The 13569-nt window shown below is 72.7% G+C and carries 12 protein-coding genes, 1 tRNA gene and 1 riboswitch; of the genes, 8 read left to right on the forward strand and 5 right to left on the reverse strand.

Going from position 1 to position 13569, the window contains the following annotated elements; translation table 11 throughout:
- Window positions 1-606: 606 nt before the first annotated feature.
- The 4 genes from ACFC51_RS24115 to ACFC51_RS24130 all read left to right on the forward strand — a co-directional run bounded on the left by ACFC51_RS24115 (window position 607) and on the right by ACFC51_RS24130 (window position 5869).
- Window positions 607-2115, forward strand: a complete 1509-nt coding sequence (locus ACFC51_RS24115; RefSeq protein ID WP_376530711.1) for a sporulation protein — start codon at window positions 607-609, stop codon at window positions 2113-2115.
- Window positions 2116-2237: 122 nt separating this feature from the next.
- Complete coding sequence (lhgO, locus tag ACFC51_RS24120) at window positions 2238-3494, forward strand: L-2-hydroxyglutarate oxidase (protein ID WP_376371912.1); 1257 nt, start codon at window positions 2238-2240, stop codon at window positions 3492-3494.
- Window positions 3487-4365, forward strand: a complete 879-nt coding sequence (trmB, locus tag ACFC51_RS24125; RefSeq protein ID WP_376371915.1) for a tRNA (guanosine(46)-N7)-methyltransferase TrmB — start codon at window positions 3487-3489, stop codon at window positions 4363-4365. The genes lhgO and trmB overlap by 8 nt, the downstream gene beginning before the upstream one ends.
- Before the next feature lie 70 nt (window positions 4366-4435).
- Window positions 4436-5869, forward strand: coding sequence for a PrsW family intramembrane metalloprotease (locus tag ACFC51_RS24130; RefSeq protein WP_376371918.1), 1434 nt, complete (start codon window positions 4436-4438; stop codon window positions 5867-5869).
- Between the two features lie 114 nt (window positions 5870-5983).
- On the opposite strand, the gene ACFC51_RS24135 is transcribed toward ACFC51_RS24130, so the two are convergent.
- From ACFC51_RS24135 to ACFC51_RS24155, 5 genes are all read right to left on the reverse strand, one after another.
- Complete coding sequence (locus ACFC51_RS24135; protein WP_376371921.1) at window positions 5984-6928, reverse strand: aldo/keto reductase; 945 nt, start codon at window positions 6926-6928, stop codon at window positions 5984-5986.
- Window positions 6929-7092: 164 nt separating this feature from the next.
- Window positions 7093-8133 (reverse strand): M23 family metallopeptidase, encoded by a 1041-nt coding sequence (locus tag ACFC51_RS24140; RefSeq protein ID WP_376371923.1) that lies wholly within the window; start codon window positions 8131-8133, stop codon window positions 7093-7095.
- An 11-nt stretch (window positions 8134-8144) separates the two neighbouring features.
- A riboswitch (cyclic di-AMP (ydaO/yuaA leader) is annotated at window positions 8145-8297 on the reverse strand.
- Between the two features lie 233 nt (window positions 8298-8530).
- Entirely contained in the window at window positions 8531-9688 is a 1158-nt protein-coding gene (locus ACFC51_RS24145) for a PP2C family protein-serine/threonine phosphatase (protein ID WP_376530713.1), read from the reverse strand.
- Between the two features lie 133 nt (window positions 9689-9821).
- Window positions 9822-10568: a MerR family transcriptional regulator gene (locus tag ACFC51_RS24150; RefSeq protein ID WP_376371929.1), complete on the reverse strand. Its 747-nt coding sequence runs from the start codon at window positions 10566-10568 to the stop codon at window positions 9822-9824.
- A gap of 114 nt (window positions 10569-10682) precedes the next feature.
- Window positions 10683-10756: transfer RNA gene (locus tag ACFC51_RS24155), tRNA-Met, on the reverse strand.
- A gap of 202 nt (window positions 10757-10958) precedes the next feature.
- Between ACFC51_RS24155 and ACFC51_RS24160 the strand changes: the two genes are divergently transcribed.
- The 4 genes from ACFC51_RS24160 to ACFC51_RS24175 all read left to right on the forward strand — a co-directional run bounded on the left by ACFC51_RS24160 (window position 10959) and on the right by ACFC51_RS24175 (window position 13500).
- Window positions 10959-11258: a hypothetical protein gene (locus tag ACFC51_RS24160; RefSeq protein ID WP_376371932.1), complete on the forward strand. Its 300-nt coding sequence runs from the start codon at window positions 10959-10961 to the stop codon at window positions 11256-11258.
- A 209-nt stretch (window positions 11259-11467) separates the two neighbouring features.
- A complete protein-coding gene (locus tag ACFC51_RS24165; protein WP_376530715.1) occupies window positions 11468-12853 on the forward strand; it encodes an FAD-binding oxidoreductase in 1386 nt (461 codons plus the stop codon).
- A 207-nt stretch (window positions 12854-13060) separates the two neighbouring features.
- Window positions 13061-13219: a hypothetical protein gene (locus ACFC51_RS24170; RefSeq protein WP_376371937.1), complete on the forward strand. Its 159-nt coding sequence runs from the start codon at window positions 13061-13063 to the stop codon at window positions 13217-13219.
- A gap of 59 nt (window positions 13220-13278) precedes the next feature.
- On the forward strand, window positions 13279-13500 hold the full coding sequence (locus tag ACFC51_RS24175; protein ID WP_376371940.1) for a hypothetical protein: 222 nt from the start codon (window positions 13279-13281) through the stop codon (window positions 13498-13500).
- Window positions 13501-13569: the final 69 nt, after the last annotated feature.

Here is a 13569-nt window from a genome sequence, read left to right on the forward strand (position 1 = left end):
TTTGTGGGGCCCCCCCCCCGGGGGGGGGGGGGGGGGGGGGGGGGGGGGGGGGGGGCCGGGGGGGGCCCCCCCGCCCCCCGGGGCCCCCCGGGGGGGGGGGGGGGGGGGGGGGGGGCGGCCCCCCCCCCGGGGGCCCCCCCCCCCCACGTCCGCTTCCCCCGAACCCCGCCCGTGCGGCGCACAGTCCGGGAGGTGTTCTTCACCTCCCGGACCGGTTCGCCGCCCGCGGGGATTGGGGCGGCGGTCTCCCCCAGCCCGCCGTGTCCAGTGCGGCGGGCCGACCCACGCAGGACCCATCGAAGCGCTTGCGATTCACCCGGGCCAGAGCGCACGGCCGGGCGCACGGCCACACGTCAGGAGCACGGCCGTCCGGGCCTCGCGCCGCACGGACAACATTCCCGCCATACGGAGGTCTGCCCCTTAACGGTGGGGATGCGGCGAACTACGCTGGGTGTACCGATGTTCTCGGCAGGGCGGCATATTCCACGGGGCCTGGCCAAATGCGTGTGCGGCCGGAGTGCCCGGGACCGTCGCTGGGGAGAACACGGTACGAATGCCGCGCGCCCGACGGTGACGCGGCAGCCGTCTGTGTGTCGAGGGGTGGCTATGTCCAGGGAGCAACGCGGGCCGAACGAGAAGCTCGGCACGGTTCTCGCCCTCGCGGGAATCAGCAACGCCGGGCTCGCGCGACGGGTCAACGACCTCGGCGCACAACGAGGTCTGACACTTCGCTACGACAAGACGTCGGTGGCCCGGTGGGTCGCCAAGGGCATGGTGCCGCAGGGCGCGGCGCCCCATCTCATCGCGGCGGCGATAGGGGCCAAACTCGGCCGTCCCGTCCCGCTGCACGAGATCGGGCTCGCCGACGCCGACCCGGCGCCGGAGGTCGGTCTCGCCTTCCCCCGTGACATCGGGGAGGCCGTGCGGTCGGCGACGGATCTGTACCGGCTGGATCTCGCGGGCCGGCGTGGCGGCGGTGGGATCTGGCAGTCGCTGGCGGGCTCCTTCGCGGTGAGCGCCTATGCGACCCCCGCGTCCCGCTGGCTCATAACACCCGCCGATCCCTCCGTCGCGCGGGACCCCTTCGCCGCCCGGGCGTCGATCCTCGGCACGGAGGGCGCACCCGGGGCACGGGGCGGCATCCCCGTCCAGCCGGGCCCGGACGCCCCGGGCGCGGGCCCTGCGGACGGACCGCTGCTGCGCGTCGGGCACAGCGACGTGACCAAGCTGCGCGAGGCCGCCCAGGACGCGCGCCGCTGGGACTCCAAGTACGGCGGGGGCGACTGGCGTTCCTCCATGGTCCCGGAGTGCTTACGCGTCGACGCCGCCCCGCTCCTCCTGGGTTCGTACAGCGACGAGGTCGGCCGCGCGCTCTTCGGCGCCTCCGCCGAGCTGACCAGGCTCGCCGGCTGGATGGCCTTCGACACCGGCCAGCAGGAGGCCGCCCAGCGCTACTACATCCAGGCACTGCGTCTCGCCCGCGCCGCCGCCGACGTACCGCTGGGCGGATACGTCCTGGCGTCGATGTCCCTCCAGGCGACGTACCGGGGCTTCGCCGACGAGGGCGTGGACCTCGCGCAGGCCGCGGTGGAACGCAACCGCGGTCTCGCCACCGCACGCACCATGAGCTTCTTCCGGCTGGTGGAGGCGCGCGCCCACGCGAAGGCCGGCGACGCACCCGCCGCGGGCGCCGCGCTCCGGGCCGCCGAGAGCTGGCTGGAGCGCTCCCGGACCGGCGACGCCGACCCCACCTGGCTCGGCTTCTACTCGTACGACCGGTTCGCCGCCGACGCCGCCGAGTGCTACCGGGACCTCAAGGCGCCGCGCCAGGTGCGGCGCTTCACCGAGCAGGCCCTGTCGAAGCCCACCGACGAGTTCGTCCGCTCCCACGGGCTGCGGCTCGTCGTCTCGGCGGTCGCCGAGCTGGAGTCGGGCAACCTCGACGCGGCCTGCGCGGCCGGGACGCGTGCCGTGGAGGTGGCGGGACGCATCTCGTCGGCGCGGACCACCGAGTACGTGCGCGACCTGCTGCACCGGCTGGAGCCGTACGGCGACGAGCCCCGCGTGGCCGAGCTCCGGGAACGGGCCCGCCCGCTCCTCGTCGCCCCGGCATAGCGTCTCCGAAACGCCCCGGTATCACCCGGTCCGGTGGAGGAACGTCCCGTCACCCACGCGCAGACCCTGGTTTGAGGCCGTTGTCAGTGGGTCAGTGCACTATCGGGGTGGGAGGTGGCGTGATGATGACGCACGCGGCGTACGACTGCGACGTGCTGGTGATCGGTGGCGGAATCGTCGGTCTGTCGACCGCGTACGCGCTCACGCGCACCGCGCCCGGCACCCGGGTCACGGTGCTGGAGAAGGAGTGGGGCCCGGCCCGCCATCAGACCGGGCGCAACAGCGGGGTGATCCACAGCGGCATCTACTACGCGCCGGGCTCGCTCAAGGCGCGCTACGCGGTGCGCGGCGCCGCCGAGCTGGTCGACTTCTGCACGGAGCACGGGATCGCCCACGCGGTGACGGGCAAGCTGATCGTCGCGACCGGCAGAGGCGAGCTGCCCGCGCTGCACGCCCTCGTGCAGCGCGGCCGGGCACACGGCCTGCCGGTGCGGGAGCTCGGCCCGGCACAGATCGCGGAGTACGAACCCCGGGTCCGCGGTCTCGCCGCGATCCGGGTCGGGACGACAGGGGTGTGCGACTTCGCGGCGGTGGCCGCCCGGTTCGCCGTCGAGGTCACCTCGGCGGGCGGCCGCATCCGTTACGGCGCGGAGGTCGTCGCCGTCGACCGGCGCCCCTGGGGTGTCGCCGTGCGCACGGCCGACGGCCAGGTCGTCCGCGCCCGCGTACTGGTCAACTGCGCCGGGCTGCACAGCGACCGGGTGGCACGGCTCGCCGGCGACGACCCCGGGGCACGCATCGTGCCCTTCCGCGGGGAGTACTACGAGCTGGCCAGGCCGGAGCTGGTGCGCGGGCTCGTCTACCCGGTGCCGGACCCGGCGTTCCCGTTCCTCGGCGTCCATCTGACCCGGGGCGTCGACGGCACGGTCCACGTCGGGCCGAACGCCGTGCCCGCACTCGCCCGCGAGGGATACGGCCGTACGGTCGTCCACCCCCGCGAGCTGGCCGTCACCCTGGCCTGGCCCGGCTCCTGGCGGATCGCCCGGCGGCACTGGCGGTACGGGGCGGGCGAGGTGCACAGATCCCTCTCGAAGAGCGCGTTCACCCGGGCCGTCCGGCGCCTGCTGCCGGAGGTGACGGAGTCCGATCTGCGGCCGTCCCCGGCGGGCGTCAGGGCCCAGGCCGTCCTGCGGGACGGCACGCTGGTGGACGACTTCCTGATCCGGGACGCCCCGCACACCGTCCATGTGCTGAACGCCCCGTCGCCCGCGGCGACCGCGTCGCTGCCCATCGGGAGGGAGGTGGCGCGACGGGCCCTGCTGCGGGCACGCGCGACGGGATGGACACCGCCCGCCGTAGAATCGGGTCATTGTGTCTGAGCCTGTGAACCCCACCCCAGAGACGCCCGGCCCCGCCCCGGAGACGGACGCCGTCACCCCGGAGACCGCGCCCGGCGCCACCCCGGAGACGGACGCGGACGCGGCGGCGCGCCGCGCCGCCTCCTTCGAGCGCCAGCGCAGGCTGCGTCAGGAGCCCCGGTTCCCCGGGGGCCCGGCCGCAGACCCGGCAGGCTCGCACCACGAGCGCCGGATCCGCAGCTTCCAGCCGCGCCGCAGCCGTGTGACCGTCGGCCAGGAGGACGCCCTCCAGCGGCTCTGGCCGAAGTGGGGCCTGGACATCGACGGCCTCGGCGTCCTCGACCTCCCGACCCTCTTCGACGGCCTCCCGGTGGTCCTGGAGATCGGCTTCGGCATGGGAGAGGCCACGGCCCAGATGGCGGCCGACGACCCGGCCACCGGCATCCTGGCCGTCGACGTCCACACGCCCGGCCAGGGCAACCTGCTGGGTCTCGCCGACCGCGCGGGCCTGTCCAACATCCGCGTGGCCAACGGTGACGCGATCATCCTGCTCCGCGAGATGCTGGCGCCGGCCACGCTGGACGGCCTCCGGGTGTACTTCCCCGACCCCTGGCCCAAGAAGCGCCACCACAAACGGCGGCTGATCCAGCCGGACTTCCTCGACCTCGTGGCGAAGCCGCTGAAGCCGGGCGCGGTCGTCCACTGCGCGACGGACTGGGAGCCGTACGCGGAACAGATGCTGGAAGTCCTGTCGGCGCACCCCCTGTTCGAGAACACCCAGGCGGACGGCGGCTACGCCCCCCGGCCCGCGTTCCGGCCCCTGACCCGCTTCGAGGGCCAGGGCCTGGACAAGGGCCACGTCGTGCACGACGTGCTGTTCACCCGTCGCTGATCAGCCACCGACGGGCTCCCCGGCCACCGCCCCGTGGCGGGCTGTCGGTCCCCCTCGTTAGGGTCGTCAGGTGTCCGAGGGGTCCATGCAGCATCAGCAGCCGGCCGTCCCGGTTCTCGAGGAGCAGCAGCTCGACGAGTTCCTGGGCGCCGTCCCGGAGCGAGGCCAGTGGCGTTACCGGCCCCGCCGCGTCGGCATGGTCTGGCGCAGCAAGGCGTTCCGCGCCGGTGCGGTGGTCACGATGCTCGCGCTCTGCGGGCTGGTGATCCTGGCCCTGGTGCGCCGGCAGACGGGCACCGAGGGCTTCCTGGTCGGACTGGGGCTGGCCGTCCTGCCCGTGCCGCTGCTGATGGCGGCGTTCCGCTGGCTCGACCGGGTCGAACCAGGGCCGTGGCGGAACCTGCTCTTCGCCTTCGCCTGGGGTGCGTGCGCCGCCGCGCTCGTGGCGATCATCGCCAACTCCTTCGCGACACGGTGGATAGCGACGGCCACCGCGGATCCGGCGAGCGCCGACACCATCGGGGCCACGGTGGTCGCCCCGGTGGTGGAGGAGAGCGCCAAGGCCATCGCGGTCCTGCTGATCTTCCTCTTCCGCAGACGCCAGTTCGGCGGGATCGTCGACGGCATCGTGGTCGCCGGCTTCACCGCGACCGGCTTCGCCTTCACCGAGAACATCCTCTACCTGGGCAATGCCTTCGGCGAGGACCAGCAGCTCGGAACCACCGGCTTCGCCTCCGTGACGGTGGGGACCTTCTTCGTCCGCGTGGTGATGTCCCCGTTCGCGCATCCGTTGTTCACGGTGCTCTCCGGCATCGGGTTCGGCATCGCGGCGCTCGGGGGCGCGCGTCACCGGGTGCGTCGGGTCGTCCTGCCGCTGGTGGGCCTCGTCCTCGCCATGGGCATGCACGCCCTGTGGAACGGCTCGTCGTCCTTCGGCCCGTACGGCTTCTACCTGGTGTACGGCGCCTTCATGGTGCCGTGCTTCGGACTGGTGACCTGGCTGGCGATCTGGTCGCGCCAGCGCGAGCTGCGCACGCTCTCCACCGAGCTGCCGGTCTATGCGGCGGCCGGCTGGCTGGCCCCGGCCGAACCCCTCGCCCTGGCCTCCATGCGGGCGCGGGGGATGGCCCGCGACATGGCCAGGCACTGGCACAGCCACCCGGACCCCGCGCGGGGCCGGGCCGCGGCACGCGCCGTCGCGGAGTACGAGTCGTTCGCGACGTCGCTGGCCATGCTGCGCCGCAGGGCCCGCCACGACGGAGCCGACCGGGACTTCGCCCTCCGTGAGCAGGAGTTGCTGCACCACCTCTGGCACCGGCGGGACATCGCGGGCCCGGCCCTGACGTACGCCGCCCATGCGACGGGCCGGCTGCGGCGGACCCACCGGCCGCCCGCGCCGCAGGCGTTCCCCCGTCAGTTCCCCCACGGCAGCGGCCAGCCGCAGCAGCTCCCCGCGCCGCACCGGCACTACGGGGGCCACAACCCGTACCTGGAGGACCGCTGAGCCGGCTCCGGACGGGGCGGAAGACCTGACCGTCCGGCGGCGCACCCGCCGCACCCCTTCCCCGGGGGCGGGCCCGGGGACCTCGCCGGACGGCGGCGCACCCGCCCCGTCGGATCAGGCCGACGCCTCGGTCAGTTCCGCCAGCTCGGCCTCGGTCAGCCGGAGACCGGCCACCGCCACCAGCGCGGGCACCTGCTCGACCGTCCGGGCGGAGGCGATGGGGGCGGCCACGGTCGGCCGGGAGGCCAGCCAGGCCAAGGCGACCGTGGCGATCTCCGCGTCGTGCTCCTGGGCGATCCTGTCGAGGGCCGCCAGCACCCTGCGGCCCCGCTCGGTCTCCAGGTGCTTGCCCGCACCCTCGGCCCGCGCGCTCTCGACGGAGGCTCCCGGCCGGTACTTCCCGGTGAGGAAGCCCGAGGCGAGCGCGAAGTAGGGGACCGCCGCGAGACCGGCACCGGCCGCCGTGTCCTGGAGCGCGCCCTCGTAGGTGTCGCGCGAGACGAGGTTGTAGTGCGGCTGGAGCGCCACGTAGCGGGCCAGGCCCTCGCGTTCGGAGAATTCCAGGGAGGCCCTCAGCCGCTCCGGGCTGATGTTGGAGGCGGCGATCTCCCGCACCGTGCCGGCCTTCACGAGCTGGTCGAGGGCGGTGACGATCTCCTCGACGGGGACGCTCTCGTCGTCGAAGTGCGTGTAGTACAGGTCGATGTGGTCGGTGCCGAGCCTCCGCAGGGACGCCTCGGCCGCCCCCTTGATCGTGGTGGGCGAGAGCCCCTTGTACGACGGGTGGGCACCGACCTTGGTGGCGATCACGACGTCGTCACGGCGGGAACGCGCCCTGAGCCACTTCCCGATGAGGGTCTCCGACTCACCGCCCTCGTTGCCGGGGACCCAGGCGGAGTAGGAGTCGGCCGTGTCGATGAAGTTGCCGCCGGCCGCCACGTACGCGTCGAGGACGGCGAAGGTCGTGTCCTCGTCGGCCGTCCAGCCGAAGACGTTGCCGCCGAGGGCGAGGGGGAACACCTGGAGGCTCGAGGAACCGAGCGGACGCAGAGAAGTCATACCCGAGGACAACGAGCTGCTGGAGGCACGTATTCCGATTCTCGGGGAACCCGTCAGGGCCCGGGTGAACCCCTGCGCCCCCACGGAGTGGACCGGCGGCCCTGACGTCGGGGGGTCGTGCGTCAGGGCCGCCGGGGTTCCGGTGCGCCGGGTGGCGCCGGGGATCAGATCGTGAGGCCCTTGCCGCGCAGCCAGCTCATCGGGTCGACACCCGTGCCGTCCGCGGTGTGGATCTCCAGGTGGAGGTGCGGGCCGGTCACGTTGCCGGTGGCGCCGACACGGCCGATGGTCTCGCCGGTGGTGACCTTCTGCCCTGCCGTGACGTCCATCGAGGACTGGTGGCAGTACCAGACCTCCGTGCCGTCGTCGAGCTCCAGGACCGTGCGGTAGCCGTACGAACCGGACCAGCCGGCCGACTTCACCGTGCCGCTGTGCACGGCCTTGACCGGCGTGCCGGTGGGAGCCGCGAAGTCCAGACCGGTGTGGTGGCCGGAGGACCACATCGAACCGGACTGCCCGAAGGTCGAGGTGATCGTGTACGAGGAGGTCGGGACGGCGTAGCTGGCGGCGAGCTTGGCGAGGCGCTCGGCCTCGGCCTTCTTCTTCGCCGCTTCCTCCTCGGCCTTCTTCTTCGCCGCGGCCTCGGCCTCGGCGGCGCTCTGCTGCTTGGCGGCCTGGGCCGCGGCCGCTTCGGCCGCCGCCTGCTCCTGGGCTGCCTTGGCCTCGGCCTCGGCTCCGGCCGACTGCTGCTCGGCCTGCTGGAGGATGCGGGCGCGCAGGGCCTCGCCGGCGTCGGTGGTGCCCTGCTCGGCCTCGGCGGCGGTGATACCGGCCGTGGTGAGCGGGGAGGACGCGGCGACGGTCTCGTGGTCCGTGTCGGAGTCCCCGGACATGAAGGCACCCACGCCGGGAAGGGACTTGGCGTCGGGAAGATTGTCCGCGATGGAATCGGGAAGAGAGATGGAGACCGGCGGCTTGCTCTGCGCGGTGGCCATGCCGCCCGCACCGACGGCCGCGATGACGCCGACGCCGAGGACGGTGGAGCTACGGGCGAGACCGCGCTGCTTGGCTACGCGATGCCGGCCGCGTACGGGGCGGATGGACTCCTCGGTGGGGTTCCATTCCTCCCACGTCCTGTCCTCATCACCGAAGCCTCCGGTCCTGAAGGATGACGGGGCCTCGGGGGCAGGCTGATTGGACGCCACGTAGGCGCACTCCTTTCCTTCCTTCTCGCCTACCGGGTTAGCTGACGGGTTCGGAGCAGGAAGGTCTCCTACGGGCCCCTCCGTCTCTCACGAGACACAGGTGCCCGATTCACCCCATGTAGGTGGTTCCCCGGTTCCCTTGCGGAATTCGGCGCTGCGCACGGTGCCGTCTCTTGCGACGGCGGCTACAACCGCGCTGCGTTATCGAACGTTAATAGACACCCGGGTCCGATTCCAAGCTGTTCTCGCAGATCGCTCACGGCTCCAGCCTGGACTTTCAGGGGTCAAACGGGCAGAAACGGGCGACTTGAACACCGTGTATCCAGCCACCAGTTTCTGACGGAGTGTCATATGTTATGCGGAGCGAGGTCCTTCGACTACCGAACGTCGCGACCGGTCATTCACTGTCCCGCCCCACGATCTTCACCGTCGTACGCCGCTCCTGCTGGCCTCGCGTGGGCCGACCGACGGCGAGGAGGGCCAGGTCGTCCGTCGACCGGCCACCCGTGTGCAGCCGCACGTCGTCGGTGAGCGCGGACAGCAGTTCCTCGGGCCCCGGGAAGAGCCGGCCGCGCAGCCTGGCCGCCGGGTCGTAGAAGTGGCCCTGTGCGTCACGCGCCTCGGAGAGGCCGTCGGTGAACGCCAGGAACGTCGCGCCGGGCGGCAGCGCCCACGTGTCCGACCGGTCGGGCCACGCGTCCAGCCCCATACCGAGCGGCAGGGCGGGCGCGGTCGGGGCCAGGACGTCGAGCGCCCCGTCCGCGTGCAGCACCAGCGGCTCCGGATGGCCGCGGTTGACGACCCGCAGGGTGTCCGAGCCTGCCGGGATCTCCGCGAGGACCGCGGTGACGAACCCCTCCATGGAGTCGAGCCCGCCCCGCCGCGAGCCCTCACGGGCCAGCGCCCGCTCCAGCCTCTGGACCACGCCCTCCAGCGACAGCTCCTGTTCGGCGGCCTCCCGGAACGCCCCGATCACGACGGCCACGGCCGCCACGGCGTCCAGCCCCTTGCCCCGCACGTCCCCGACCACCAGACGCACCCCGAACGGAGTGTCCGCGACGGCGAAGAGGTCGCCCCCGACGAACTCGTCCGCCTGAGCCGCCTCGTACCGTGCCGCGACGTGCAGCCCGCCGATCCGGGCTTCCGGCACCGGGAGCACCGCGCGCATCGCGGTCTCGGCGATGACCCGGGCCGAGGCGAGCTGCTCGTTGCCGCGGTGCACGACGCGGTTGATGACGAGGGACAGGCCGACGACGGTGAGCAGCGTGAGCAGGTCGGTGACCGGCACGACCCTGAGGAGCACGCCGTCCGACAGCCGGATGCCGAGCACGACCAGGACCGTGACGATGCCGATGCGGACGGTACTGCCGAGGGAGAAGAAGGGCGCGGCGACGAGCGAGGCGGCGGCGAAGAGCGGGACCGCCGTGACCTCCGTCGGCGTCGCGAGGTCGAAGGCCGCCCCGGCACAGATCAGCACGGCGGGCAGCACTCTCACGAGCCGCCAGGAACGGACGTTCATCTCAGAGCCCCGCCGCCGTCCGTCCCGCTTCCCCACCTGTGCACTCCTGCCCGGTCCACCCACGGCTGCGGACGGTACCGCGCCCCGCCCCGCCCGGCCGGAGCCGCGCCGAACGGCGGCTCGTCATCGGCCAAAGGGAGGAGCGCGCCGGAGCCCCGCCCTCCGGGGGTCAGTCGGAGAGCCGGTGCTGCGCGTAGATCGTCAGTGCATCCCGTACGAAGACGGCGGTTCCGTCCCCGTGGCGATCGTAGTTCCTCCCGAAGCGGGGATCGGCGACGTACATCTCCCCGAGGCCGGTCACGTAGGCGCGTGTGGGCTCCATGGTCGCCGACAGCCACGCGCAGTGCCGCCGGGCGATGTCCTGCACCTGCTCGCTGCCCGCCGCCAGGCCGGCGGCCCTGGCCTCCCCGTAGTCCCGGGCGATGGCCTCGTGCACGCCCTGGAAGCGGGCGCGCTCGTCCTCGGTCAGTCCGCGCCACCACCGGCCACCGCGCTCGTACGCCTCCCGGCCCCAGCGCTCGGTGACCTCCTGCTCGTACTCCGTGTGATCGAAGCCGTCGAGCACTTCCTCCGCCATGAGTTCCTCCCCTTGCTCGGTCCGGTGGAGAGTGGTCCGCACCGAGGCGATCTGCCGGCCGATGCGCTCCCGCTCCTGCTCCAGCAGGCGCAGATGGGTCCGGAGCGCGGCGGAGGTGTCCCGCTGCCCTTCCAGCACGTCCTTGATCGCGGGCAGGGAGAGCCCCAGCTCCCGCAGCAGCAGGATGCGCTGGAGCCGGACCAGGGCCTCCTGGTCGTAATAGCGGTAGCCGTTGGCACCCGTGCGGCTCGGCACCAGGAGACCGATGTCTCCGTAGTGCCGGAGCGTGCGGCTCGTGGTGCCGGCGCGCCGGGCGATTTCCTGAATGGACCACTCCATGCCGGAAACGCTAGATCTTTACGCAGCGTCAAGGTCAAGCCCGGAACGGCTGACGGGTGACGGGTGACGACAGAGGCCCGGATCCTTGAAAGGATCCGGGCCTCTGTCTTTCAGTAGCGGGGACAGGATTTGAACCTGCGACCTCTGGGTTATGAGCCCAGCGAGCTACCGAGCTGCTCCACCCCGCGTCGTTGTGATGACAACTCTACGGCATCCGGGACGGCACTCCGACCACTTTTCGCCCTCCACCCCCGGCCCGGGCTCCCGCTCGCCTCATGCCGTGCGCCAACACGGCCTGCACAAACGGATGTTGCCAGGCGCAGCGGCGTAGGCAAAGGTGTTGCCGCACCCCCCGATCGTGCATCTCGCCCGCCTGGAGGCCACTCCATCATGTCCACACCGCACAGACCCACCCCGCTCCCGCCGGCCGCGCCGTCGTCCCTGCGCGTGTCCCTCGTCAGCGGGGTGATCGGCGCCGTGTTCGGTGCGGTGATCAGCGCCGCCGTCAACTACCTGGTCATCGGTGTGCCCGAGAGCGCCTCGGCCAACGCGCTCAACCACGGGATATCGGGCCTGTTCAGCGGATTCGCCGCCGGCTTCATCGGGCTCATGGTGCATCTGCGGGGAAGACAGGGGACGCCCGTCGCGCCGGCTCCGGAGAGCGGCGCCCCGGCCGTGCGGCAGGGCTGACCCCACGCGTGTCCCGTCCCGGAGCAGCCGGGACGGGGCGCCCCGCCCCGCGATTGCGAGCTGTTCGGAGCGGCGGGACGCTGGAAGGGCAAGCCTTTCGGTGTTCGGTCCCGTCTGCGCGGCATGCTCAGGTGCCGGCGTCGGCCCAGCAGCCTCACCCGATGGATGGAGCCAGGGGAGGCCGGGCGCACACGCGCTAGGAGACGATCATGGACGGCACCCTCCTCGACACGATGCGGACCTCGCTGCGCGGCCCCGTCATCGGCCCGGACGACCCCGAGTACGGCAAGGCCCGTACGGTCTACAACGCCATGATCGACAAGAGGCCCGCCGCGGTGGTCAGGTGCCACGACACGGCGGACGTGATGGCGGCGGTCGACTTCGTCCGCGAGCACGGCCTGGACGTGGCCGTACGGGGCGGAGGGCACAGCGGTCCCGGCCTCTGCCTCGCCGACGACGCCGTCACGATCGACCTCTCGCCCATGCGCGGCGTCCGGGTCGACCCCGCGATCCAGACCGCCCAGGCCGACGGCGGGGCGACGCTCGGCGACCTCGACCACGCCACGCACGCCTTCGGTCTCGCCACCCCGGCGGGAATCATGTCCACGACGGGCATCGGCGGACTCACCCTCGGCGGCGGCCACGGCTACCTCACCCGCAAGTACGGGCTGACCGTGGACAATCTGGTCTCCGCCGACGTGGTCCTGGCCGACGGCAGCTTCGTCGCCACGAACCCGAGCGAGCACCCGGACCTGTTCTGGGCGCTGCGCGGCGGCGGCGGCAACTTCGGCATCGTCACGTCCTTCGACTTCGAGCTGCACCCCGTGTCCACGGTGGGCGCCGGGGCCACCGTCTGGCCGCTCGGCCTCCTCCCCGAGGTGATGCGCTGGTACCGCGACTTCCTGCCCCAGGCGCCCGACGACCTGTACGGCTTCTTCGCCGTTCTTTCCGTGCCGCCCGCCCCGCCCTTCCCCGAAGAGATCCACGGACAGAAGATGTGCGGTGTCGTCTGGTCCTCGACGGCGGACCCGGCCGCGCTGGGGACGACACTCGGTGCGGTGAACGAACCGGGACCGCCGGCCTTCCACTTCACCGCGGAGATGCCCTACCCCGCTCTGCAGTCGCTGTTCGACGAGCTGATCCCGGCCGGACTCCAGTGGTACTGGCGCGGGGACTTCTTCGACCGGATCACCGACGACGCCGTCGACGTGCACGCCGCCTTCGCGGAGAACCTCCCCACCGGCCTGTCGACCATGCACCTGTACCCGGTCGACGGGGTCGCGGGCCGTGTCGGCCCGGACGACACCGCCTGGGCGTACCGCGACGCCGTCTGGTCCGGCATCATCGGGGGCATCGACCCCGACCCGGCCAACGCGGCGGCGATACGGGAGTGGGCCGTCGGCTACTGGGAGGCGCTGCACCCGCACTCGATGGGCGGCGCCTACGTGAACTTCATCGGCGCGGGCGAGTCCCAGGACCGGGTCCGGGCCACCTACCGGGGCCACTACGACCGGCTCGCGGAGGTCAAGGGGACCTACGACCCGCACAACCTCTTCCACGCAAACCAGAACATCGAGCCCGCCGCGCCGCACTGACCGTCACGCCGGGCGCGCAATACCGGGGAAAAGCCGTGCCGGGAGGGTTACAGTCTGCATGCACCGCACGATGATCCGGACGCCCCCGGAGCGGCGCGGCACCGGTGGCGGCACCTCGTAGCCCCACCGGTCGGGACCAGTCCGGCATTCACCGCGGCGGCTCGGTCACGGGGCTCTCACCGCACACCGACGTACAGGACACCTGAGATGACCGACATGCCTGCCCGCACGACCACGCGGCGCCCCGACAGCATCTCCGCGGCCACGGCCAGCGACACGCGTACCACCGCGCCGCTGCCCACACCTCAGTACGCGGGCCTGTTCATCGAGCCCGACCTGCCGCCGCTCGCCGACGAACCCGAATGACCGGTGGGCCCGTGACCGGCCCCGAGTGACCGCCGCGGGCGCACGGTCGTTGGGAGACCATGCGCATCCGTATCGGCGTGATCGTCCTCGCGGTGGCCCTGCTGATCGCCGCGTTCCTCTCGAACATCCCCACCGAGGCGGAGACCGAGGCGGCCTGCCGGAGGGCCCTCGACAACACGTCGACGTGGACCCAGCGGCCCGACATCTGCCAGGACGTCCCTCCGGAGACCTACCGGACGTTCCTCCTGATGTACGAACTGCGGGAGGAGGGCCTGGACTGAGGACGCGGGACCGGCCCCTGTGCGGCCGTCCCGGACCGGCGTCCGGGACGGCCGCGCGCACGGGCTCCG

Source organism: Streptomyces sp. NPDC055962 (assembly GCF_042270185.1).
Classification (GTDB): Bacteria; Actinomycetota; Actinomycetes; order Streptomycetales; family Streptomycetaceae; genus Streptomyces.